Annotated in this window: 23 protein-coding genes; 8 read left to right on the top strand and 15 right to left on the bottom strand. The window is 71.4% G+C overall.

Annotation, left to right across the window (positions count from 1 at the left end; genetic code table 11):
• The first annotated feature begins 88 nt into the window (after positions 1-88).
• Complete coding sequence (locus VIG79_RS04195) at positions 89-946, top strand: SAM-dependent methyltransferase (protein WP_331882519.1); 858 nt, start codon at positions 89-91, stop codon at positions 944-946.
• On the opposite strand, the gene VIG79_RS04190 is transcribed toward VIG79_RS04195, so the two are convergent.
• A complete protein-coding gene (locus VIG79_RS04190; RefSeq protein ID WP_331882517.1) occupies positions 943-1923 on the bottom strand; it encodes an LLM class F420-dependent oxidoreductase in 981 nt (326 codons plus the stop codon). The two genes, VIG79_RS04195 and VIG79_RS04190, sit on opposite strands and share 4 nt — an antisense overlap.
• A gap of 71 nt (positions 1924-1994) precedes the next feature.
• Between VIG79_RS04190 and VIG79_RS04185 the strand changes: the two genes are divergently transcribed.
• Complete coding sequence (locus VIG79_RS04185) at positions 1995-2384, top strand: hypothetical protein (RefSeq protein ID WP_331882515.1); 390 nt, start codon at positions 1995-1997, stop codon at positions 2382-2384.
• Here the strand turns inward: VIG79_RS04185 and VIG79_RS04180 are convergent.
• Positions 2367-5102 (bottom strand): MGH1-like glycoside hydrolase domain-containing protein, encoded by a 2736-nt coding sequence (locus VIG79_RS04180; RefSeq protein WP_331882512.1) that lies wholly within the window; start codon positions 5100-5102, stop codon positions 2367-2369. The genes VIG79_RS04185 and VIG79_RS04180 overlap by 18 nt on opposite strands.
• Before the next feature lie 62 nt (positions 5103-5164).
• Positions 5165-6625, bottom strand: a complete 1461-nt coding sequence (gene hflX, locus VIG79_RS04175; RefSeq protein WP_331882510.1) for a GTPase HflX — start codon at positions 6623-6625, stop codon at positions 5165-5167.
• Positions 6626-6912: 287 nt separating this feature from the next.
• Between hflX and VIG79_RS04170 the strand changes: the two genes are divergently transcribed.
• Together VIG79_RS04170 and VIG79_RS04165 are read left to right on the top strand one after the other, a co-directional pair.
• Positions 6913-7077, top strand: a complete 165-nt coding sequence (locus VIG79_RS04170) for a hypothetical protein (RefSeq protein WP_331882507.1) — start codon at positions 6913-6915, stop codon at positions 7075-7077.
• A 9-nt stretch (positions 7078-7086) separates the two neighbouring features.
• Positions 7087-7692 (top strand): class I SAM-dependent methyltransferase, encoded by a 606-nt coding sequence (locus VIG79_RS04165; protein ID WP_331882504.1) that lies wholly within the window; start codon positions 7087-7089, stop codon positions 7690-7692.
• Here the strand turns inward: VIG79_RS04165 and dapF are convergent.
• Genes dapF through def form a run of 3 tightly spaced genes read right to left on the bottom strand, consistent with a single transcriptional unit; the run spans position 7676 to position 10099 of the window.
• Positions 7676-8542 (bottom strand): diaminopimelate epimerase, encoded by an 867-nt coding sequence (gene dapF / locus VIG79_RS04160; RefSeq protein ID WP_331882501.1) that lies wholly within the window; start codon positions 8540-8542, stop codon positions 7676-7678. The genes VIG79_RS04165 and dapF overlap by 17 nt on opposite strands.
• Positions 8539-9471, bottom strand: coding sequence for a tRNA (adenosine(37)-N6)-dimethylallyltransferase MiaA (gene miaA, locus VIG79_RS04155; protein WP_331882499.1), 933 nt, complete (start codon positions 9469-9471; stop codon positions 8539-8541). Before miaA ends, dapF begins: the two co-directional genes overlap by 4 nt.
• Positions 9464-10099, bottom strand: coding sequence for a peptide deformylase (gene def, locus VIG79_RS04150; protein WP_331882497.1), 636 nt, complete (start codon positions 10097-10099; stop codon positions 9464-9466). The genes miaA and def overlap by 8 nt, the downstream gene beginning before the upstream one ends.
• 83 nt (positions 10100-10182) lie before the next feature.
• Here def and VIG79_RS04145 point away from each other — a divergent pair, with 83 nt between their 5' ends.
• Entirely contained in the window at positions 10183-10392 is a 210-nt protein-coding gene (locus VIG79_RS04145) for a hypothetical protein (RefSeq protein WP_331882494.1), read from the top strand.
• A gap of 151 nt (positions 10393-10543) precedes the next feature.
• Here the strand turns inward: VIG79_RS04145 and miaB are convergent, their stop codons facing one another.
• The 6 genes from miaB to recA all read right to left on the bottom strand — a co-directional run bounded on the left by miaB (position 10544) and on the right by recA (position 17756).
• Positions 10544-12052: a tRNA (N6-isopentenyl adenosine(37)-C2)-methylthiotransferase MiaB gene (gene miaB / locus VIG79_RS04140; protein WP_331882491.1), complete on the bottom strand. Its 1509-nt coding sequence runs from the start codon at positions 12050-12052 to the stop codon at positions 10544-10546.
• A 22-nt stretch (positions 12053-12074) separates the two neighbouring features.
• Positions 12075-12923: a transglutaminase family protein gene (locus VIG79_RS04135; protein WP_331882488.1), complete on the bottom strand. Its 849-nt coding sequence runs from the start codon at positions 12921-12923 to the stop codon at positions 12075-12077.
• Positions 12920-13846 carry an alpha-E domain-containing protein gene (locus VIG79_RS04130; protein WP_331882485.1) on the bottom strand — a complete coding sequence of 309 codons (927 nt, stop codon included), beginning with the start codon at positions 13844-13846 and terminating at the stop codon, positions 12920-12922. The genes VIG79_RS04135 and VIG79_RS04130 overlap by 4 nt, the downstream gene beginning before the upstream one ends.
• Positions 13840-15507 carry a circularly permuted type 2 ATP-grasp protein gene (locus tag VIG79_RS04125; RefSeq protein ID WP_414672577.1) on the bottom strand — a complete coding sequence of 556 codons (1668 nt, stop codon included), beginning with the start codon at positions 15505-15507 and terminating at the stop codon, positions 13840-13842. The genes VIG79_RS04130 and VIG79_RS04125 overlap by 7 nt, the downstream gene beginning before the upstream one ends.
• 293 nt (positions 15508-15800) lie before the next feature.
• Complete coding sequence (locus VIG79_RS04120) at positions 15801-16253, bottom strand: regulatory protein RecX (protein WP_414672576.1); 453 nt, start codon at positions 16251-16253, stop codon at positions 15801-15803.
• 459 nt (positions 16254-16712) lie between these two features.
• Positions 16713-17756 (bottom strand): recombinase RecA, encoded by a 1044-nt coding sequence (recA, locus tag VIG79_RS04115; protein WP_331882480.1) that lies wholly within the window; start codon positions 17754-17756, stop codon positions 16713-16715.
• A 336-nt stretch (positions 17757-18092) separates the two neighbouring features.
• On the opposite strand from recA, the gene VIG79_RS04110 reads away from it, so the two are divergent.
• Genes VIG79_RS04110 through VIG79_RS04100 form a run of 3 tightly spaced genes read left to right on the top strand, consistent with a single transcriptional unit; the run spans position 18093 to position 20414 of the window.
• Positions 18093-18521, top strand: a complete 429-nt coding sequence (locus VIG79_RS04110) for a DUF6069 family protein (protein ID WP_331882478.1) — start codon at positions 18093-18095, stop codon at positions 18519-18521.
• Position 18522: 1 nt separating this feature from the next.
• Positions 18523-19812, top strand: a complete 1290-nt coding sequence (locus tag VIG79_RS04105) for a sensor histidine kinase (protein WP_331882475.1) — start codon at positions 18523-18525, stop codon at positions 19810-19812.
• On the top strand, positions 19809-20414 hold the full coding sequence (locus VIG79_RS04100; RefSeq protein WP_331882472.1) for a response regulator transcription factor: 606 nt from the start codon (positions 19809-19811) through the stop codon (positions 20412-20414). Before VIG79_RS04105 ends, VIG79_RS04100 begins: the two co-directional genes overlap by 4 nt.
• Positions 20415-20425: 11 nt before the next feature.
• On the opposite strand, the gene VIG79_RS04095 is transcribed toward VIG79_RS04100, so the two are convergent.
• Genes VIG79_RS04095 through VIG79_RS04085 form a run of 3 tightly spaced genes read right to left on the bottom strand, consistent with a single transcriptional unit; the run spans position 20426 to position 23005 of the window.
• Positions 20426-21241 (bottom strand): ABC transporter permease, encoded by an 816-nt coding sequence (locus tag VIG79_RS04095; RefSeq protein ID WP_331882469.1) that lies wholly within the window; start codon positions 21239-21241, stop codon positions 20426-20428.
• A complete protein-coding gene (locus VIG79_RS04090; RefSeq protein WP_331882467.1) occupies positions 21238-22083 on the bottom strand; it encodes an ABC transporter permease in 846 nt (281 codons plus the stop codon). Before VIG79_RS04090 ends, VIG79_RS04095 begins: the two co-directional genes overlap by 4 nt.
• Before the next feature lies 1 nt (position 22084).
• Positions 22085-23005: an ABC transporter ATP-binding protein gene (locus tag VIG79_RS04085; RefSeq protein ID WP_331882533.1), complete on the bottom strand. Its 921-nt coding sequence runs from the start codon at positions 23003-23005 to the stop codon at positions 22085-22087.
• Between the last annotated feature and the right edge of the window lie 37 nt (positions 23006-23042).

Below are 23042 nucleotides of genomic sequence, written 5' to 3'. Positions count from 1 at the left end.
TGCCGCGCTACTGGTCAGACTCAGCGCCGGAGCCGCCCCCGTTCCGTACAGCCAGGTTCCATCCACCCGGCCGGGCGACACTGGTCCCATGGAGCACGGTGGACCGAGCCGGACGGCGTGGGGCGCCGCGGGGCACCGGGGCGCCCACCAGGTCCTCGAGGACGGTCGCATCTTCCGCGACCCGCTCGCGCTGCGGATCCTCGGTGACGACGCCGACCGGGTGGTGGAGGACGCCCGCGCTTCGCCGCGCCGAACGCTCATGCGGATCTTCATCGCCGTCCGGCATCGGGTCGCCGAGGACGCGCTCGCGCGTCACGTGGCCGCAGGCACCCTTCAGGTGGTCGTGCTCGGAGCCGGCCTCGACACCTTCGCATACCGGAACCCGTTCTCGGACATCGGTGTTCGCGTGTTCGAGGTCGACCATCCGGCGACGCAGGAGTGGAAACGCGACACCCTGGCACGCGCCGGCATACCGATCCCACAGAGCGTGGTCCATGCGCCGGTCGACTTCGAGGCCGACGACCTGGCCACCCGACTCGCTGCGAGCGGGGTCGACCTCGCCGCGCCGACGTTCTTCCTCTGGCTCGGCGTCGTCCCGTACCTCACCCGCGCGGCGGTCGACGCGACGCTGCAGGTGGTGGCGGCCGTGCCGGGTGCCGGAGTCGCGTTCGACTACCCCAACCCGGTCGACCAGCTCTCGGACCGGAGCCGCGCCGCGCACCAGGCTCGTGCCGATCGGATGCGGCAGCTCGGCGAACCGTGGATCACCTACTTCGACACCGACGAGCTCGCCGACCACCTCGCCGGAATCGGTCTGCGCGTCACGGAGGACGTCGGCGCCAACGAGATCGCCGTGCGGTGGTTCGGTCGGTCGCCCGACGCCGCACCGCGCGGCGGCGGCCACGTCGTCGTGGCCACCACGCGCCCGGTTCCCGCGAAGACCTAGTGGACCAGCGGAGTTAGCGCTTCGCCGACGCTCGCGACCACACCTTCGACGTGGCCGTTGCCCATGATGTTGACGATGATCCCGTCGACCCCCTGGTCCAGGACCCGGGCCTTGATCTGGGTGGCGATCTCCTCCGGCGTACCGGCGAAGCTGCGGGACTCCATGGCCGCGCGACGCGCCGGGTCCAGCGCGTCGACGTCCATGCCACGGGTCCGCATGGTGTCGATGAGGCCGGCCATCGCCGACTCGCGGTCGGTCCCGACCACGGCCGAGGCCAGGAAGCTGGTCTCGATCTCCGAGCGCTCGCGACCCACCTCGGCACAGCGCGCGTCGAGAGCGGCGAGCTTGCGCGGCAGGTCGGCCGGGTCGCAGATGATGTTGAGGTGGCTCGCGTAGCGCGCCGTCAGACCGAAGGTCTTCTTCTCACCGCTGCCGCCGATGAGGATCGGGAGGTCGTCACGCATCCGCGGCTCGTTCATGGCCGACTCCGCGTGATACCAACGCCCGTCGACGTTGGGTCGCTCACCGCGCAGCATCGGCGCGATGATCGAGAGCGCCTCTTCGAGCCGCTCGAACCGGTCGGTGAAGGTGCCGAACTCGAACCCGAGCTGCTGGTGCTCCAGCTCGTACCAGCCGGCGCCGATCCCGAGGACGGCGCGGCCGCCGCTGACGACGTCGAGCGTCGTGACGGCCTTCGCCAGGTGCGTGGGGCTCCGGTAGGTGTTCCCGGTGACGAGCGCGGAGAGCTGGACGCGGGAGGTCGCGGTGGCCAACGCCGACAGCGCCGAGTAGGACTCGAGCATCGGCTGGTCCGGGGACCCGATACCGGGCAGCTGGTAGAAGTGGTCCATCACGAACACCGCGTCGAAGCCGGCGTCCTCCGCCTCGCGCGCCTGCGCGATGACGCTCGGGAAGAGGTCGGACACGGGGGCGCCGTAGGAGAAGTTGGGGATCTGGTAACCGAGGCGGATGCTCACGTCTGTGGACGGTATGCCTCCCTCGTACGCGGCTTCCCGCCGGGGTTGGTCGGCGACCTAGACTCGCGACCGTGGCGCAGCAGCTGAAGATCTGGTCGACCGTTCTGCTCTGCGTCGCGGTCGCTCAGGCCGGCCTCGGGTCGGGGTTGGGCGCGTCGCTGATCGCCCGCGACAAGAGCGAGCTGCTCGAGAAGCTCCACTCCTTCAACGCGATCGTCGTCATCGTCGTCGCCGCGGTCTGCGTCGTCCTCGCCGCTGTCCACCTACGTCGCGGCGGCGCGAGATGGCCGCTGGTGTTCGCGGCCTCCCTGGCGCTCGGCGCGATCCTGCAGATGATCCTCGGTGAGGTCCGCGTCGTCGGCCTGCACCTGTTCGTTGGGGTGCTGCTGCTCTGCGCAGTGACGACGTTCTGCTCGTACGCCTGGCGTCACCTGCCGAGCGGCTCAGCCGTCGCTGGGTGACTCCCCCGGGTCGTAGGCCGACTGGGGCGTGCAGATGAGGTGGGCGACCAACGCGGTCCAGCCGGTCTGGTGCGTCGCCCCGAGGCCGACCCCGGTGTCGCCGTGGAAGTACTCGGCGAAGGTGGGGTTCCCGGTCCACAGCGGACCGGGCAGCAGGTCCCTCGGGTCGCCGGGGCGGCGCCCGTCGGGCCCCGGCCGGAACAGGCCGACGAGACGGTCCTCGAGCCGCTGCGCGACGTCGTGCAGGCCCAGCCGCTCGCCCGACCCCGTCGGGAACTCGACGGTCGCCCCGGCCGCCGACCCCGCCGCGTACGTGTGCAGCGCATTGATGAGCAGCGCGTTGAGCGGGAACCAGACCGGACCGCGCCAGTTCGAGTTCCCGCCGAACAGGCCGGTGTCGGACTCCCCCGGGGTGTAGCGCATCGACATGCTCATGCCCGCCACGTCGATGGTGAGGCCGTCGCGGTGCGCGGCCGAGAGCGACCGGATCCCGTGCGGTGACAAGAACTCGGCCTCGTCGAGGAGCCGCTCGAGCAACCGCGTCATCCGCGTCGGGTCGACGACCGCGAAGGTCAGCGCCTCGCCGTCCGCCGGATGGCTCGTCGTCAGCGACGCGACCTCGTCGGGGCGGTGCCGTTCCAGCCACCGGAGCGACTCGTCGAAGTCGGTCAGCTCCTCCCGCACCCACGGCGGGCAGTTCGCGACGGCCAGCAGCGGCAGCAGCCCGACCAGCGAGCGCACGCGCATCGCCTCGGTCTCGCCGTGCGGCCCGACCAGGACGTCGTAGAAGAACCCGTCCTCGTCGTCCCACAGCGAGACGCCCTGTGACCCGAACGACCGCATCGCCCGCACGATCCCGAGGAAGCGCTCCAGGAACGTCGTCGCGAGGTCGTCGAACGCGTGGTTCTGCCGTCCCAGCTCCTGCGCGATCCGCATCATCTGCAGACACTGGAACGCGATCCACGCTGTGGCGTCGGACTGCTCGAGGCGCCAGCCCGTGGGCACCGACTTCGACCGATCGAAGACCCCGATGTTGTCCATGCCAAGGAAGCCGCCCTCGAACAGGTCGGAACCCTCGGAGTCCTTGCGGTTCACCCACCAGGAGACGTTGAGCACCAGCTTGGTCAGGATCCGGATGAGGAAGTCCGTGTCCCAGGCGCCGTCGCGCAGGTAGACCTGCCACGCGGCCCACGCGTGCACGGGCGGGTTCACGTCGGAGAACGACCACTCGTAGGCGGGGAGCTGGCCGTTCGGGTGCTGGGCCCATTCCCGGCAGAGCAGCAGCAGCTGTGACTTCGCGAAGGCGGGGTCGACGTGTGACAGGGCAACGGCGTGGAAGGCGAGGTCCCAGGTGGCGAACCAGGGGTACTCCCACTCGTCCGGCATCGAGATGACGTCGGCGAGAGCGAGGTTGCGCCACGAGGTGTTTCGGCCGTCGGGCTCGGACGCCAGCCGCTCCGGCGGAGGGGGTGGGGAGCTCGGGTCACCCTGGAGCCACTCCTCGACGTCGTAGCGGTACAGCTGTCGGTTCCACAGCAACCCGGCGAACGCGCGGCGGGCGGTCAGGCGGTCCTCGGCGGGCACAGCCGCCGGGATCACCAGGTCGTAAAAGGCGTTCGCGTCGGCGTGGCGGTCCGCGACGACGGCGTCGACCGTGGAGAAGGGCCGGTCGACGAGCGGCCCGGCGGCCAGGCGGAGCCGTACCGTGACCGACTCGCCCGGGGCCACCGCGTCCCACCGGTAGTGGAACGCCGCCTTGGTCCCGGGCCCGTCGGTGGCGAGCGCCGAGCGGTCACCGCGGACCACGGCCCGGTCGACCGCGTCCTTGGGGTGGGCCGACCGGTTCGGCACCCCCCACAGGCTCTCCGAGTCGGACTCGTTGTCGCAGAGCAGGAGCTCGGGCAGTCTGGTCGAGCCGTCGGTGCCGGGCACCCCGTCGGCGCTCAGGACGTAGCGCCCGAGAGTGGCGTGGTCGGCCACCACCGCGGCGTGGGTCTGCTCGTCCACGTCAGGCCGGTGCAGGACCGTGAGCGTCGGGGTCCGGTCGTCCCGCCCCCACGCCCAGGTGTTGCGGAACCACAGCTGCGGAACCAGGTGCAGTGGCGCCGGGTCCGGCCCGTGGTTGGTCGCCGTGATCGTCATGACGATGTCGGTGGGGGCCGCCTTGGCGTGCGTGACGACGACGTCGAAGAACCGGTCGTCGGCGAGGATCCCGGTGTCACTCAGCTCGAGCTCGCCCTGGTCCCGGGTGCGTTCGGCGTTCTGCGCGACGAGCTGGTCGTAGGGGAAGGCCTGCTGCGGGTACCGGTAGAGGTACTGGGCGAACGAGTGCGTAGGGGTCGCATCGAGGTGCCACCAGTACTCCTTGGCGTCCTCGCCGTGGTTGCCCTGCGGGTTCGTCAGCCCGAACAGCCGCTCCTTGAGGCGGTCGTCCTGGCCGTTCCACATCGCCACGGCGAGGTTGAGGAAGCCGTAACGGTCGCAGAGGCCGGCGATGCCGTCCTCGCCCCACCGGTATGCGCGTCGGTGCGCCTGGTCGAACGGGAACGACGCCCAGGCGTCACCGTCGGCGGAGTAGTCCTCGCGGACGGTGCCCCACTGCCGGCCGGCGACGTAGGGGCCCCAGAGCCGCCACGGGTCGGAGTGGTCCGGCGACTCGGCGAGTCGCGCGTGCTCCACGCTCGGAGCGGTCTGCCGGCCGAACGGGCTGAGCGTCACGCCGCACACTCTGCCAGCCCGCCCTCGGTGCGGCCTGGGTCCTGGCCCTGCGGCGGGGCGCCTCAGACGAGATAGGCGCCGAGGTCGCCGAGCAGCGGCGGGTGCACCTTGGCGTGCACGAAGGTCCCGTCCTCGCGGTGCTCGGTGCTGAGCACCTCGGACTCCTGGTGCAGCCTGCTGACCAGGTCGCCGCGGTCGTAGGGGATGACCGCCTTGACCTCGATGTCGGGCCGCGGGATCTCCCGCGCGACCAGGTCGCCCAGGGCGTCGATGCCCAGGCCGGTCCGGGCCGAGACGACGATCGAGTGCCGTTCCTGGCGGATCAGCCGGTCGATGACCTCGGGGTCGGCCGCGTCGGCCTTGTTGACGACGATGACCTCCTTGACCTCGCCCACGCTGAGATCGTTGAGGACCCCCCGGACCGCGGAGATCTGGCCCTCCGGGTCTGGGTGGCTGCCGTCGACCACGTGCAGGAGCAGGTCGGCGTCGGCCACCTCCTCGAGCGTGGACCGGAACGCCTCGACCAGCTGGGTCGGCAGGGACCGGACGAAGCCGACGGTGTCGGAGAGCGTGTACGGCATCCCGTCCTCGGTCTCGGCCCGGCGGACGGTCGGGTCGAGGGTTGCGAACAACGCGTTCTCGACGAGGACGCCGGCCCCCGTGAGCCGGTTGAGCAGCGAGGACTTGCCCGCGTTGGTGTAGCCGACGATCGCGACGCTCGGCACGTGGTTGGCCTTGCGGCTGTGGCGCTTGGTGTCGCGCGTGGTCTTCATGTGGGCGATCTCGCGCTTGAGCTTGGCGATGCGGCTGTTGATCCGACGGCGGTCGAGCTCGATCTTCGTCTCCCCGGGACCGCGCGACCCCATACCCTGACCCCCGGCCGCCTGTCCGCCGGCCTGTCGGGACATCGACTCGCCCCAGCCGCGCAGGCGCGGCAGGAGGTACTGGAGCTGGGCCAGCTCGACCTGCGCCTTGCCCTCCCGGCTCTTGGCGTGCTGGGCGAAGATGTCCAGGATGAGGGCGGTGCGGTCGATGACCTTCACCTTGACGACGTCCTCGAGCGCACGCCGCTGACCCGGGGTCAGCTCGCCGTCGCAGACGACCGTGTCGGCGCCGACGGCGATAACGATGTCGCGCAGCTCCTGCGCCTTGCCCTTGCCGAGGTAAGTGGCGGTGTCGGGCTTCTGGCGTCGCTGGATGACTCCGTCGAGCACGTCCGAGCCGGCCGTCTCGGCCAGCGCGGCGAGCTCGCGGACGGAGTTCTCGGCGTCCTCGAGGGTGCCGTCCGTCCACACGGCGGCGAGGACCACGCGCTCCAGGCGCAGCTGGCGGTACTCGACCTCGGTGACGTCCTCCAGCTCGGTGGACAGTCCGGACACCCGTCGCAGCGCGGCCCGCTCCTCGCGGTCCAGCTGCTCTCCGTCGTGCCCCAGCTGGTCGTCCTCGAGACGGTTCGGCCGGTATGCGTCCGCGTCGGCCAATGCGTCGGCCCGCTCGGCGAGCAGTTCTGAACGGCGTGTCATGAGTTCCTTGGGATCGGGGTGTCACTCCAGGGTGACACGAGGGAAACACCTCGCGCGAAACCTTTATGCCGTGGGTCCCCGGGTGGGTGCCCGCAAGGGCCGTTGTGTCGGTCGGCGTGGTCGCGAGGCCAGCGGTTGCCGGTCAGGTCGCACCTCATGTCGCACCTCATGTCGCACGTCATGTCTCACGTCATGTCGCACTCAGTGTCGTGATCACGACCACCTGTGCGACACGACCTGCACCATGACCCCGTGCCGGACCCACCAGGTTCCTCGGCCCGGGTGGCGTGGTGGGGCAGGTCGGGCTGCCCGCCCTCCTGCGCCGTGTGCACGCGACCGGGACGTTCGACCAGATGACGCCGCCCCTGCGAACTGTTCCGCGGTGGCTCGGCAGCAGTTTCGCCGACGTCGTCGTGGAGGCGGTGCTGCACCCGGTCGGTCAGGCCCGATAGCGTCGGGGTGTGGCCGGCGAGCACTACTTCACCGCGCAGCCGGCCACCTCGGCCGAACGCCGCACCGTCGAGGTCGACCTGGCGGGGCGTCGACTGACCGTGGTCACCGCCGGTGGGGTCTTCTCCCCCGACCACGTCGACACCGGGACGCAGGTCCTGCTGCGCGAGGCCCCGCCGCCGCCCACCCAGGGCGCCCTCCTCGACCTGGGCTGCGGCTGGGGACCGATCGCGCTCAGCCTCGGGCTGCTCTCGCCGGACGCCACCGTGTATGCCGTCGACGTCAACGAGCGGGCGCTCGAGCTCACGCGGGCGAACGCCGCCGCCGCCGGGCTCGGCGACCTCTGGGGCTACCTCCCCGACGAGGTGCCCCCAGACGTGCGGTTCGACCTCATCTGGTCCAACCCGCCGATCCGCGTGGGCAAGGCGGCGCTCCACGACCTGCTCGGCACCTGGCTCCCGCGCCTGACCGAGGAGGGCGAGGCCTACCTCGTAGTGCAGAAGAACCTCGGCGCCGACTCCCTGCAACGCTGGTTGCGGGAGTCGCTGGGAATGCCCTGCGACCGGGTCGCCATCGCGAAGGGCTTCCGGGTCCTGCGGGTCAGTCGGGCAGCGTGACCGTGCCGTCGGCGACGAGGACCGCTGGGCCGGCCAGCTCGACGTGACCGTCGGGCAGGGTGCGGACTGCGACGCGACCACCCGGGACGTCCACGGTCCACTCGGTGTTGTCGTCGGCCTCGCCCTCCCACCACCGGGTCGCCAGGGCGGCGGCGGCCGCGCCGGTACCGCACGACCGGGTCTCCCCCACGCCGCGCTCGTGGACCCGCATGGCGATGTGCCCCTGTCCGATCGCCCGGACGAACTCGACGTTGGTCCCGTGCTCCGGGTGCGGCGAGACGGCGGGCGGCTCGGTGAGGTCCAGCTCGGCCAGGTCGAAGTCCGGCGGAAGGATGACGACGGTATGCGGGTTGCCCAGGTCCAGCCTCAGGGCCGGTAGCTCGGTCCCACCCCGGGACCGGACCGTCGAGTCGAAGCCGCGCCTCCGGGCCCCCTCGGGGTCGACGACGCACCACGGGCCGAGGTCCACGGCGTACTGCTCACCGGTGACCGTCACCGCCTTGCTCCCGCCCCGGGTGGCGATCCGGAACGCGTCCTCCTCCACGAGGCCCTCGCGCCGGAGGTAGGCCGCGAACACCCGCGAACCGTTGCCGCACATCTCGGCCGGGGACCCGTCGGCGTTGTGGTAGTCCATGAACCACGCGGCATCGCCCGCCTGCGCGCGGACCTCGGCCTCCTCAGCGCGTGCGGTCGGGACCACGCGGATCACCCCGTCGCCGCCGAGGCCGGCGTGGCGGTCAGCGAGGAGGCGCACCTCGTCGGTAGTCAGCGGCCGGCTGCCGTCGAGGTCGGGCACGAGCACGAAGTCGTTCTGCGTGCCGTGGCCCTTGGTGAACGGCACGGAGGTCATGCGGGCATCCTCCCAGCCGCCGCCACCTCGGCGAGCGCCTGGTCCAGGAGGTCGCGCGCGTCGTGTGGCAGCCAGACCACCCGCGGGTCCGCCCGGAACCACGACTCCTGCCGCCGCGCATACCGGCGGGTGGCCGTCGCGGTGTCGTTCCCGGCCTCCTCGGCGGACATCGTCCCGTCGACCTGGGCGAGGGCCTGGCGGTAGCCGAGCGCCTTCGACGCCGTCCGTCCGTCACGAAGTCCTTGCGCCACAAGGGCTCTCACCTCGTCGACCAGGCCCGCCTGCCACATCCGGAGGACCCGTCGGTCGATCCGCTCGTCGAGGATCGTGCGGTCGGCCCCGAGCCCGAGCATCACGGTCGGCAGCCGGTGCTCCCGGGTCGGCATCGTCGCGGAGAACGGTCGTCCGGTGATCTCGACGACCTCGAGCGCGCGGACGATGCGGCGACCGTTGTTCGCCTCGATCGCCTCGGCCGCCGCCGGGTCGAGGGCCCTGAGCCGGTGACGCAGGTCCTCGACGCCGTGCTCGGCGAGCTCCGCCTCGAGCCGCGCTCGGACCACCGGGTCGGTGGGCGGGATCTCGAGCCGGTCCAGGGCCGCTCTCAGGTAGAGGCCGGAGCCGCCGACCAGGACCGGGATGTGTCCACGCGCGTGGATGGCGGCGATGTCGGCGCGCGAATGACGTTGGTATGCGGCGACGCTCGCCTCGTCTCGGACGTCGAGCACGTCGAGCTCATGGTGCACGATCCCCCGGCGTTGGGCCGGCGGCAGCTTGGCGGTGCCGATGTCCATGCCGCGGTAGAGCTGCATCGCATCGGCGTTGACGACCTCGCCGTCGAGGCGCTCGGCGAGGGCGAGACCCAGGTCCGACTTGCCCGTCGCGGTCGGTCCGACGACGGCGACGACGGTTGGACCCGCCCGGTCAGACAAGCCGGTCGTCGTGGCCCGTGGCGTCGAGGAAGGCGTCGCCGTCCTCGTGGTCGTCGTCGTGGCCGAACGGGTCACGGTCGACACCCGGCATCCAGCTGTTACCCGCCTTGCCCCAGCCGTTGGCGCGGATCGTCTTGCGAGCCCGCCTGGTCTGCTTGTCGTCGAGCCGGTCCACGTAGAGCAGCCCGTTGAGGTGGTCGAACTCGTGCTGCATCACCCGCGCGAACCAGCCGGTCGTCCGGAAGGACAGCTCCTCGCCGTCCGCGTCGAACCCGATGACGCTGACCTGGTCGGCCCGCTTGAGGGGGTAGCTCTCCCCGGGGACGGACAGACAGCCTTCGCTCTCGGAGTCGGGATCGGGGCGGTCCGTCGAGATCCGGCTGAGCGAGAGCATCGGGTTGATGACGACGCCACGCCCCGGTACGTCGTCGTCGTTGGCCATCTCGTAGACGAACAGCCGCAGCGGCACGGCGATCTGCGGCGCCGCGAGGCCGACCCCGTGCGCGGCGTCCATGGTGTCGAACATGTCCGCGACCAGCTGGCGGAGGCCGTCGTCGAACGCCTCGACCAGGGCGGCCGGGCGGTGCAGCACCGGCTCACCCGTGATGACGATGGGACGAACAGCCATGGCGCGGAGTCTCTCAGCCGAACGCGGCGAGAGGCCAGTCGGCCCCGGTTGAGCGTCCTGCTCGGCGGGCCTACCGTGATCGCATGACGCAGCCCGATGCCGACTCGACGCACGACCGTTCCCACGAGCACATCGACCTCGGCGCCCTCACGGACGGCAGCGAGCGCGGGCCGGAGGCTCCCGAAGGGGAGTGGGCCCACAGCGCAGCTGGGGAGTACGGCGAGGCCGCCGACCTCAGCGGCGAGACAGCCGACGGCTACGTCGCCGGCCAGGACGAGGGCTCGATCGACTAGTCGATCTACTCCTCACCCGACGGGTCACCCGGACATCTCGACGGGCAGCAGGGCCGGGATCCGGCGTTCCGTGGCCGACATCGGGTTCGTGCCCGTCGAGCGGTCCGGGTTTTTCCGAGACGACGGCGCTCCCCGGACTGAGCGCGAGTGGTCACGCGGTCGCGCAGGCGGTCTGGACCGGGGCTGGCGCGGGGCGCCCGACCGCCGGCATACCGAGCGACACGCTCGGCTTGGCCTGGCCGTGCTTCTGGAGGGCCGCCCAGGCGTCGCCACCGGCGGTACGACGGACGCGGTATGCGCCGCCGGCCGGCCCGCTGTCGGCGACGAGGTGGTGCGGCGCGCCGTAGGTGACGCCGACGGTCACGAGGTCGCCCGGCCGCGGCGCCTCGGCCGCGTCCGGAACCGCGAAGTGGACCAGCCGGTTGTCGCGTGACCGGCCCGAGAGGCGGTGGGTCGCGGCGTCCTTGCGGCCCTCGCCCGTGGCGACGAGGACCTCGACCTCGGTGCCCTCCAGGGCCCGGTTCCCGGCCCAGGAGACCTCCTCCTGGACCGCGATGAGGCGGTCGTACCGGTCCTGGACCACGGTCTTGGGAACCTGGCCGGGCAGCGTCGCGGCGGGCGTGCCGGCGCGGATCGAGTACTGGAAGGTGAACGCGCTGGAGAACCGCGCCGCCCGGACGACGTCGAGCGTGCCCTGGAAGTCCTCCTCGGTCTCGCCCGGGAAGCCGATGATGATGTCGGTGGTGATCGCCGCGTCGGGGATGAGCTCGCGGACCCGGTCGATGATCCCGAGGAACTTCGCGCTCCGGTAGGACCGGCGCATCGCCTTGAGCACCCGGTCCGACCCCGACTGCAGCGGCATGTGCAGGCTCGGCATGACGTTGGGCGTCTCGGCCATCGCGACGATGACGTCCTCGGTGAACGCGGCCGGGTGCGGGCTGGTGAACCGGACCCGCTCCAGCCCGTCGATCTCGCCGCACGCGCGCAGCAGCTTGCCGAACGCCAGCCGGTCGCCGAACTCCACGCCGTAGGTGTTGACGTTCTGGCCGAGGAGGGTCACCTCGATCACGCCCTGCTCCACGAGCGCCCGGATCTCGGCAAGGACGTCGCCCGGACGGCGGTCGGTCTCCTTGCCGCGGAGGCTCGGGACGATGCAGAACGTGCAGGTGTTGTTGCACCCGACCGAGATCGAGACCCAACCGGCATACGCGCTGTCCCTCCTGGTCGGGAGGGTGGAGGGGAAGGTCTCGAGCGACTCGCGGATCTCGACCTCGGCCTGCTGGTTGTGGCGGGCGCGCTCGAGGAGGACGGGGAGAGAGCCGATGTTGTGGGTCCCGAAGACGACGTCCACCCACGGTGCTCGCTCGACGATGGTGCCGCGGTCCTTCTGCGCGAGGCAGCCGCCGACGGCGATCTGCATGTCGGGGTTGCGCAGCTTGGCCGGCCGCAGCTGCCCGAGGTTGCCGTAGAGCTTGTTGTCGGCGTTCTCGCGCACGGCGCAGGTGTTGAGGACGACGACGTCGGCCGTCTCCGGCCGGTCCGCGCCGAGGCTGTTGACGTCGACGTAGCCCGCCGTCTCGAGCAGGCCCGCGAGCCGCTCGCTGTCGTGGACGTTCATCTGGCACCCGTGGGTGCGGACGTCGTACGTTTTGGGGCTCATGGCAGCCACCAGGGTATGCGGGTCAGCGCAGCCGGGTGAAACGCACCTCGACCGTGAGGGTGGATTCGGCTGCTCCGGAGTACACGCCCTTGAACGGCTGGACGTCGCTGTAGTCGCGGCCGCGCACCACGGCGACGTGGTCCAGGCCGACGAAGACCCCGTTCGTGGGGTCGAACGGCATCCAACCGCCGTCCCAGAACTCGACCCAGGCGTGGCTCTCGCCCTTGGAGGACGCGCCGACCTCGGCGTCGCGCTGGGGGGCGAGGTACCCGGAGACGTAGCGAGCGGGCATACCGAGGCTGCGGAGCGCCCCGATGGTGACGTGGGCGAAGTCCTGGCACACCCCTCGACCCTCGGCCCACGCCTGCTGTGCGCCGGAGTGCACATGGGTGACCCCGGTCTCGTAGGTCATGTGCTCGCGGACGACCTCGACGACGCGGTAGGCGGTGTCGCGCGGCGACCGCGGCCCGCGCGCCTCCTGGGCCAGCTCGACGATCTCGTCGCCCGGGTAGGTGCGCTCGGTGTTGGTGACGTACTCGTTCTGGAGGTCGAGCAGGCGCGGGTCGGTGAGGTCCGTCCAGGTGCCGCCGGTCGGCAGGGGGGTCGAGTCGCTGCGCTCGACGGTGCTCGTCGCCTCGACCTCCAGCGAGGAGTGGTCGCCGATCGCCTCCATGGCGGTGACGTGGGCGCCCCAGTAGTCCCGGTAGACGTGGCTCCACGTCATCGGCCGCACCCGGAGCCGGTTCTCCAACGTGGTCTGGCCGGGCTCGGTGGCCGGGGTCATCCGCAGCTCGTTGTACGACGCGGTCGCCCGCCGGTCGTAGCCGATCGAGGTCTTGTGGACGATGCGGTGCCGCCGGACCTCGGTCACGCGTACTCCTCGACCCAGGTCGTGACCGTGCCGGCGGGGAAGTACCGGCGGGCGACGGCGTCGGACGCGCCGGTCACAGCGGCCTGGACTCGGCGCATCTGCGCGGGCAGGTCGGCCATGACGTCCGGGACGGGCCGGTACTCAAGGCTGGTCCGGATCCGACCCAGCCGGCGGCGGGCCTCGTCGGGAATGCCCATCCGGTGCGTGGCCGGGTCGATCGCCTCCAGCCGGCGCTCGGCAGCGGAAAGCGCGAAGAGGACCGAGCGTGGGAACTGCCGGTCGAGCACGAGGAAGGCGGCGACCCGGTCGTCCCGGATGAGACCGCGGTTGGTGCGGAGGTAGGCCTGCTGCGCACCACAGCTCTGCAGCACCGTCGACCACGGTGGGCCCGCCTGTGGCAGGGCACCGGTGGCGACGAGGCGCGCCGTCATGTCGGCGCGTTCCAGGGACCGGCCGAGGGCCATGAACCCCCAGGCCTGGTCGTGGCTCATCGTCGAGTCGGCGATGCCGCTGACCAGCGCGGCCCGCTCGCGCACCCAGGCCAGCTGACGGGCGGTGACCTGCTCGGGTTCGAAGCCACCCCAACGGTTCCAGGCCGTGTTGATGGCCTCCCACAGCTCGGTGGAGACCGTCTCACGCGCCCGGCGGGCGTTCTCCCGTGCGGCCCGCCAGGCGCCCGCGATCGAGCTGGAGTGGTCGTCGTCGTAGACCAGCCGGTCGCAGACGGTGGCGTAGGAGACCGGAGCCTCGCCCGGGTCGAGACCCATGATCACCTGGAGGATGACCCGGGCGGTGATCTCCTCGGACTGGCCGGTCTCCTCGAGCATCTGCAGCCGCGCCGCGTCGACGATGCGGGCGGTCCCGTCCGCGCGCTCGACGTAGCGGCCGATCCAGAACAGCGACTCCGCGATCCGGCTCAGCACGATGCGTCAACCCGTCCTCGGGTGCGGACCGGAGCGTCGTCGCATACCGGCTCTTGCTGCTGGTCTTGCTGTTGGTCTTGCTGTTGGTCCTGCTGCTGTTGCTGCTGTTGTTGCTGTTGCTGTTGGGCGATCGAGTCCTGGAGCGAGGTGTCCGGGGCCGTCATGACGACGATCTCGGTGGTTCCGGGATGCACGTGCTGGCGGTTGACGCTGCCCTTGTGGTTCGACAGCACCCAGGTGTCCTTGGAGCCGCCGCCCTGGCTGGAGTTGACGACGAGCTGGCCCTCGGGGAGCGCGACGCGGGTCAGTCCGCCGGGCAGGACGCGGACCGTCGTCCCGTCGTTGACGGCGAACGGCCGCAGGTCGACGTGCCGCGGCGCGAGCCGCCCGTCGATGAGCGTCGGCACCGTGGACAGCTGGACCACGGGCTGGGCGATCCAGCCGCGCGGGTCGGCGATCAGCCGCTGGCGCAGCGCGTCCAGGGTGGCACCGTCCGCGGCCGGTCCGATGACGAGACCCTTGCCGCCGGACCCGTCCACCGGCTTGACCACCATCTGGTCGAGGTGCTCGAGGACGTGGGCCAGGGCGTCCGGCTCGTTGCAGCGGAAGGTGTCGACGTTGGGCAGGATCGGGTCCTCGTCGAGGTAGTGCCGGGTCAGGTCGGGGACGTAGCTGTAGATGAGCTTGTCGTCCGCGACCCCGTTACCGATGGCGTTGGCGACGCTGACGCGGCCGGCGCGGATCGCGGCGACCAGCCCGGTGACCCCGAGCATCGAGTCCGGTCGGAAGTGCACCGGGTCGAGGTACTCGTCGTCGATACGCCGATAGATGACGTCGATCGGTTGCTCGCCCTGGGTCGTCCGCATCTTGACGACACCACCGGAGCAGATGAGGTCGCGCCCCTCGACCAGCTCGACGCCCATCATCCGGGCGAGCAGGGTGTGCTCGAAGTAGGCGCTGTTGTAGACGCCGGGGGTGAGCACGACCACGGTCGGGTCGCCGGCGCCGTCCGGGGCTGCCGCTCGCAGCGCGGAGAGCAGGATGCGCGGGTAGTCGTGCACCGGACGGATCCGCAGGGTGGCGAAGGCTTCCGGGAAGACGTTGGTCATCGCCCGGCGGTTGGCGATGACGTAGCTGACGCCGGACGGCACCCGGACGTTGTCCTCGAGCACCCGGAACGTACCGGCCTCGTCGCGGATGAGGTCGATGCCCGAGACGTGGGCGCGGACGTCGTTCGCGGGACGGATGCCGTGGACGGCGCGGTGGTAGTGCGCCGAGCTGGTGATCAGCTCCCAGGGGATGATGCCCTGCTTTACCGCGCTCGGTGCGTCGTCGGGGTGGTTGTAGACGTCAGCGAGGAACGCCTCGAGGGCTCGGACCCGTTGTTCGACCCCCTCCTCGACGACCGCCCACTCGTCGGCGGCGATGACCCGCGGGACGGCGTCGAGCGGGAACGGACGTTCCTCCCCCGCGTGGTCGAAGGTCACGCCCTGGTCGAGGAAGCTCCGGGCGAGGTAGTCCGCGCGCTCGCTCAGGACCTCCGGCTCCATGGAGCGCAGCGTGTGGTGGACGGCGCGGTACGGGCCTCGGGCCTCGTCGGGCGAGCCCAGCATCTCGTCCCAGGAGGTCCCGAGTTGGTAGTCCTCGAAGAGGTCGGCCACGGGCCGATCGTAGGACCATCCGGTTTCCGGCATGTTGCGCAGCGGTTTCCGGGTTCCGGGGGCTGGCTCCCCGGGCGGATCCGAGGGCGGATCCGCGGGCGGTCAGTCCTCCGGGAGGGCCGGCGTATCGGTGTCGCGTTGAGGTAGACCCAGGGGAACCAGGTCCCGATGATCTGCCACTCCTCCTGTTCGAGCGCCTTCCGCTGGCCGAGGGGGGAGTGCTGACCACAGCCCGCTGTGGCCAGCACCCCCACGTCTCGTCGCCCTTCTATCGGGCGGTCGTCGCCGAACTCTCAGTCGCGCTGGTGTTCGGGCGCGTCGTTCACCGCGTCGCGAACGACGGCGTAGACCACCGACGGCGGGTACCCCTTGCGGGCCAACACCCCGGCCAGCCGGCGCGCCTGGATCTGCGGGTCGAGGCCGGCGAGCCGGCGCATGGTCTTGCCGGCCACCGCCTCCGCGAGGGCGCGCTCCGACTCGGCGTCGATCGAGCCGAGGGCTCCCTCGATCGTCGTGTCGGCGACGCCCTTGCCGCGCAGGTCGTGGGCCAGCGCCCGCTTGGCCAGCCCTCGGGTGGCCTGTTTCGAGCGCACCGTCATCTGCGCGTAGGCCTCGTCGTCGACGAGACCCACCGCCTCCATCCGGTCGAGGACCCGCGCGCCGACGTCCTCGGGACAGCCGCGCTGCCGCAGCTTGTCCGCGAGCTGTTTCCGGCTCCGCGGGGCCATCGACAGCTGCTTCAGCACGATGGCGCGGGCGATATCCTCGGGGTCCGGTTCGCGGTCCTTTGCGCCGGGGTCGGGCGGTGGTCCGAACGGGCCGTCACGGTTCCTGTGGCGAGCGGCATCGCCTCGGCGGCCATCACGACCCCGACGGCCGCCGTGACGTTCGTCGTCAGAACGAGATTCACGGTCGTGACGAACTTCACCGTCATCTCGGGGTGCGCCGTCAGTCAGAGCGCCCTCGTGGCCGGACGTCGCTCGGGGTGTCCGGGGTGTCCGGAACAGCGGCTCGGCCGTCCGAGCGCCGCCCTCGTTGTCCGCCCGGTTCTCGGCCGCTCGGTTCTCGGCCGCTCTGCTCGTGGTCGCCCGGTTCTCAGCCGCTCGGCTCTCGGCGGCTGCGAGTGCCTGGGCGGCCGCTGCCCGTCGTGCGATCAGCGGGTCAGCGGCCGCCCCGGCGTCGCGGAGGTGTGCCGACGGCACGGATCAGAAGTCGACCGGGACGTCGGCCACGGCCGGCTGGTCGACCCGCGGACCGATGCCGAGCTTCTCCTTGATCCGCTTCTCGAGCTCGTCGGCGAGGTCCGGGTTGTCGCGCAGGAAGGTCCGGGCGTTCTCCTTGCCCTGGCCGAGCTGGTCGCCCTCGTACGTGTACCACGCGCCCGCCTTGCGGACGAAGCCCTGCTCGACGCCCATGTCGATGAGGCCGCCCTCACGGGAGATGCCTTGCCCGTAGATGATGTCGAACTCCGCCTGCTTGAACGGCGGCGAGACCTTGTTCTTGACCACCTTGACGCGGGTCCGGTTGCCGACCGCGTCGGAGCCGTCCTTGAGCGTCTCGATGCGGCGCACGTCGAGACGCACCGACGCGTAGAACTTCAGCGCCTTGCCACCGGTCGTCGTCTCGGGCGAGCCGAACATCACGCCGATCTTCTCGCGGAGCTGGTTGATGAAGATCGCCGTCGTACCGGTGTTGTTGAGTGCGCCGGTGATCTTGCGCAGCGCCTGGGACATCAGCCGGGCCTGGAGGCCGACGTGGCTGTCGCCCATCTCGCCCTCGATCTCCGCGCGCGGCACGAGCGCCGCGACCGAGTCGATGACGATGATGTCGATCGCGCCGGACCGAATGAGCATGTCGGCGATCTCGAGGGCCTGCTCCCCCGTGTCGGGCTGGGACACGAGCAGGCCGTCGGTGTCGACGCCGAGCGCCTTGGCGTACTCCGGGTCGAGAGCGTGCTCGGCGTCGATGAACGCCGCGATCCCGCCCGCCTTCTGCGCGCTGGCCACCGCGTGGAGCGCAACCGTCGTCTTACCGCTCGACTCGGGGCCGTAGATCTCCACGACCCGGCCCCGCGGGAGCCCGCCGATGCCCAGCGCGACGTCGAGGGCGATCGACCCCGTGGGGATCACCTCGATCGGCGGCCGGATGTCGTCACCCAGGCGCATCACGGCGCCCTTGCCGTGCTGCTTCTCGATCTGGCCGAGGACCGTCTCGATCGCGCGCTCGCGATCCGGAACTCCAGGAGCCATGCCACCCACCGCTTTCGTCTCGAAGTCTGCCGTCCACCTACGACCCGCTCCCCGCCGCCGTGCTGCCGGTCGACGTGGTGTCGGGTCAGACGTTAGGAGTGGTCACTGACATCCCGAGCCGGGTCAGCAAGCCCTGTGGATCGTGGGACGAGATGGTCACTCCGTGTGGACAAACGTACCGAACACCTGTTCGACATGGGCGGCACGACACGCCCACGACGCGGCGGCGGGGTCTCCATCCGCATACGCGCCGTCCAACGGGCAGGGCAGATGTCCCGCCGAACCCAGGACTCGCCGCTCTGACGCCCGCCCTCCCGTCTTCGTAGCGTCGACGACATGACAACGACCACTGCCCACCGCACCCGAACCTCCCTGTCGCGCAACGCGATCACCGTCGCCGGCGCCACCGTCGGCGCCCTCGTCCTCTGGCTGGTCGAGACCCGCCTCATCGGGGTGGACCTCGCCGTGCGCACCGGTGACGGCGTCCAACCGGTCACCGGCGTCTCCGTCGCGGCCACCGCTCTCGTGGCCGGCTTGGCCGCGACGCTGAGCGCCTGGCTGCTGACGCGGATCGCCCCGCGACGCTGCCGGACCGTCTGGACCGTCCTCGCGAGCGCGGTCCTCCTCGTCTCCCTGCTCGGGCCGCTCGGCGCGACGTCCCCCGCCGCGGTCGTCTCGCTGGTCGCCCTCCACCTGCTCGTCGGGCTGACCCTGCTCCTCGGCCTGCGCGGCTCTTTCACCACCGCCCGCGGCTACGGTGAGTGACGTGTCCGACCGTTCGTCCGCCGCCGACCCGGACTGCGCACCAGGTCTCTGGTGGGGCCGCGTGTCGCCCGGTCCGTGGGCCGCCCTGGTGTGGGTACCGCTCATGCTGGCCGCCCCCGTCGCCGCCATGGGCCGCAACGCCCTCGGCTGGGTCGGCCTCGTGGTCGTCGCCGCGACCGCCGTGGCGGCCCTGTTTACGGCCTTCCCCCAGCACGGCGCTCGCGGCCGCCGCGGCCGGATCCCCGACATCCTCCTCGCCGTCCAGGCGGTCGCCACCGTCGTCACCGTCACGACGCTCCCGGTCGACGTCTCGCTCTGGCTGTGGGTCCTGCTCGGCCTGTCCCTCGGCGCCGCCGCACACCCTTGGTGGGGACCGTGGGCCATCATCGCCACCGCTCTCGGTGCCGCGACCTGGCTCGGGTTCGCGACGGGCTGGGGCGGGGCCGTGGGCGGCGCCTTCACGGTGCTCGCGTCCGGGTTCGGGACGTATGCCTTCTACCGGCTGACCGAGGTCGTCGCCGAGCTCCACCGCACACGGGCCCAGCTCGCGGCGGTCGCGGTCCGCGACGAACGCCAGCGGATGTCCCGCGACCTGCACGACCTCCTGGGCCACTCCCTGTCCCTCATCGTCGTCAAGGCCGAGGCGGTCCGCCGGATCGGGACCGACGACCCCGACGCCGTCGTCGCCCATGCCAGCGACATCGAGGCGATCGGACGGCGCGCCCTCAACCAGGTGCGACAGGCCGTCGCCGGGTACCGGGGCAACGGTCTCGCCGACGAGCTCGCCAACGCCGAGGAGGCGCTCCGGGCCGCCGGCGTCCGCGGAGTGGTCGACGGCCCGGACCCGTTGCCCCCGGCCGTCGCCGCCGACGCGACGTTGGGATGGGTCGTCCGCGAGGCGGTCACCAACGTGCTGCGACACGCCCAAGCCACCGCCTGCCGCATCGTCATCGAGGTCGCGCCCGGACGGGCCTCGGTGTCGATCGCGGACGACGGCGTTGGTGGCGACGCCGTCCCCGCCGGCTCGCCAACGAACCTCTCCACCGGTATGCGAGGACTCACCGAACGGGTCCGCGCGGCCGGCGGGACGGTGACGGTCGAGACCGAGCAGGGGCGTGGTCGCCGGGTGTCCGCCTGGGTGCCGCTGGTGGCGGCGACGGGCGAACCCACCCTGGAACCGGCCGACACACCGGCCGACACACCGGCCGACACACCGGCCGAGGCACCAACGGACGCGGCTGCCGGGGCGCCGGCGAGATCCGCGGTCGGCGGAGGGCCGGCCGCGCGGTGATCCGGCTGCTCCTCGCCGAGGACCAGGGCATGATGCGCAGCGCGCTCGCGGCCCTGCTCGCTCTGGAGGACGACCTGGAAATCGTCGGCGAGGTGTCCACGGTCGCGGAGATCGTGCCCGCCGTCCGGGACGTCCGGCCCGACGTCGCCCTGCTCGACATCGAGTTCGAGGACGGGAGCTCCCTCGACGTCGCGGCGACCGTCCGGGCCGCGGCGCCGAGCTGTGCCGTCGTGTTCCTCACCACCTTCGGGCGCCCCGGGTACCTGAGGCGGGCGTTCGACGCCGGAGCGACGGGGTTCCTCGTCAAGGACGGACCCGTCGACGGGCTGGCGGAGTCGATCCGGGCGGTCCACGCCGGCCGAACGGTTGTGGACCCGGACCTGGCTGCCGCGGCGCTCGCCAGCGGCGCGAGCCCCCTTACCGAGCGCGAGCGTGACGTCCTCTCCGCGTCCTCCGACGGCGCCACGACCAAGGACCTCGCCGCCCGGCTGCACCTGTCGGAGCACACCGTGCGCAACTACCTGTCCTCGGCGATCGGCAAGACGGGAACGCGAACCCGGGCGGAGGCGTACGCCGTCGCCCAGCGCAACGGCTGGCTTTGAGCGCCGACGGGTCAGGACAGCAGTAGCCGTTCGAGCCGGCGTGCGGCCCCGATGACCCCGACGGTGCCGAGCACGACGAAGTAGGCCACGTGCCAGAGCAGCCCGGCGTCGACCTCGCCCAGCATCAGCCCGCGCTCGAGCGCCACGCCCTGGTACAGCGGGGTGATCTCGACCAGCCACCGGATGCCGGCGGGGTAGGTCGACAGCGGGAAGAACGTCGCGGAGAAGAGGAACATCGGCAGGATCGCGAGGTTGACGTAGTCGAAGTCGACCCAGGACCGCATGAAGGTGGTGAGGAACATCCCCACCGCCGAGAACGCGAAGGCGATCATCGTCGCGGCCGGCAGCGCCAGGAGGGCCCACCACGACTGGACCGTGCCGGCGAGCCAGGCGACGAGCAGGAACGCCGCCGAGTAGAACGTGCCACGCAGCAGCGACCAGCCCAGCTCCCCCAGCGCGATGTCGCGGGGACCCATCCGCGTCGCGAGGACCGAGTCGTAGAGCTTGCTGTACTTCAGCTTGAAGAAGACATTGAACGTCGAGTCGAAGATCGCGCCGTTCATGGCCGACGAGGCGAGCAGTGCAGGGGCGACGAACACCGCATACGGAACCGTCGTGCCGCCGTCGGTGGTCACGTCCTTGATGAGCGCGCCGAGCCCGATCCCCAGCGAGAACAGGTAGAACACCGGCTCGGCGAACCCGGTCACCAGCGTCATCCACGCGTGCCGGAAGCTCGTGAGGTTGCGCTCGACGATCATCCGGGCGAGCCCGGCGCCGGCCGGGAGGGGGACGGCGCGGGAGAGGCGGCTCGCGACCGAGGTGCTCACGGCCGCAGCCTCAAGGTCAGGCCGCGGAGGGCGAGGACCCACCCGACCGTGGCGAACCCCACGAGCGCCGCGATGTGGCCGAGCACGCCGGCGAGGCTGCCGCTCCCGAGCGCGAGCGCGCGTTCCGCCTCGACCGCGTGCCAGAGCGGCGTGACCCACGCGATGGGCTGGAGCCACCCGGGCAGCTGGCTGATCGGGAAGAACGTGCCGGAGAAGAGCATCAGTGGCGTCTGGACCAGCCGGAAGAGCACGTTGAACCCGGTGTCGTTCTCGAGCCGGCTGGACAACGCGGTGACCGGCGTGGCGAACGCCAGCCCGACCAGGAGCGCGACCGGCAGGCACCAGAGGGCGGTCCACGAGGCGAACCCGCCGAACGCCAGCGCCACGACCATGAAGATCGCCGAGGCGAGACCCACCATGGTGACCACGTAGGCGCAGTGGCCCAGCAGGATGTCCACGACGCGGGCGGGCGTGGCGAGCATCGCGTGGTAGGTGCCGAACCACTTGATCGCGCCGAGCACCGGCCACGACGACTCGCCCATCCCCGTCGACATGCACGTCACGGCGAGGATCGCGGGAACGACGAAGAGCAGGTAGGGGACGGTCTGGCCGCCGACCTCGATCCCGCCGGTGGAGCTGTTGACCAGTGAGCCCAGGCCCACACCCATGGACAACAGGAAGAGAACCGGCGTCAGCACCTTGGTCGTGAGGCTGCCACGCCAGGTCCGTCGGTAGACGCGGAGCTGGTACTCGTAGACGAACCGCCAGGGAGCGGCCGGCGGGCGGTGCCGGGCCGGTCCGGCGGCGGTACCGGTGAAGGAGGTGAGGACGTGCTGCGCCACGTCAGTCGACCAGGGTGCGGCCGGTGAGGTGGAGGAACACGTCCTCCAGCGTGGAGCGCCGCACGAGGGCCGAGATCGGTCGCAGTCCTCGACCGGTCACGGCGGCGAGGGCGGCGTCGCCGTCCGACGCATACACGAGGATGCGGTCGGGCAGGACCTCGACCCGGTCGCCGATCCCGCTGAGGCGGGCCGCGACCCCCTCGTCGTGCTCGACGACGTCGAACCGCAGCTCGAGCACCTCGCGGGTCGAGTGCGCGTCGATCAGCTGGCGGGGCGACCCCTCGGCGGCGATGCGACCCTTGTCCATGACGACGAGGCGGTCGCACAGCTGCTCGGCCTCGTCCATGTAGTGGGTCGTCACGATGAGGGTGACGCCCTGACGCTTGAGCCGGAACAACCGGTCCCAGAGGATGTGTCGGGCCTGTGGGTCGAGGCCGGTGGTGGGTTCGTCGAGGAGGAGCATGCGGGGCTCGTTGATCAGCGAGCGCGCGATGGTGAGGCGGCGCTTCATGCCGCCGGACAGCGGTTCGACCTTGTCCGTCGCCCGGTCGGACAGCTGGGCGAACTCGAGCAGCTCGACCGCGCGACGCTTGACCTCGGCCCGCGACAGGCCGAAGTAGCGGCCGTAGACCCAGAGGTTCTCCTCGACGGAGAGCTCCTCGTCGAGGGTGTCCTTCTGCGGGACCACGCCGAGCTGCGCGCGGATCTCCGGTCCGTCGCGGCCCGGGTCGAGGCCGAAGATCGTCAGCTCGCCCGCGGTCACTGGCGAGACGCAGCCGACCATTCGCATCGTCGAGGACTTGCCGGCGCCGTTGGGCCCGAGGAACCCGAACGCCTCGCCCTTGTGGACCTCCACGTCGATCCCGTCGACGGCCACGAAGTCACCGAACCGCTTGGTCAGGCCCCGAGCCCGCAGGAGCACGTCCTGGTCCGAGCCGGCCGACGCCTGGGCCCCGGGC

It is taken from the genome of Lapillicoccus sp. (genome assembly GCF_036559105.1).
In the GTDB taxonomy this organism is placed as follows: domain Bacteria; phylum Actinomycetota; class Actinomycetes; order Actinomycetales; family Dermatophilaceae; genus Lapillicoccus.
This window is presented reverse-complemented; position numbering and strand designations above follow the sequence as displayed.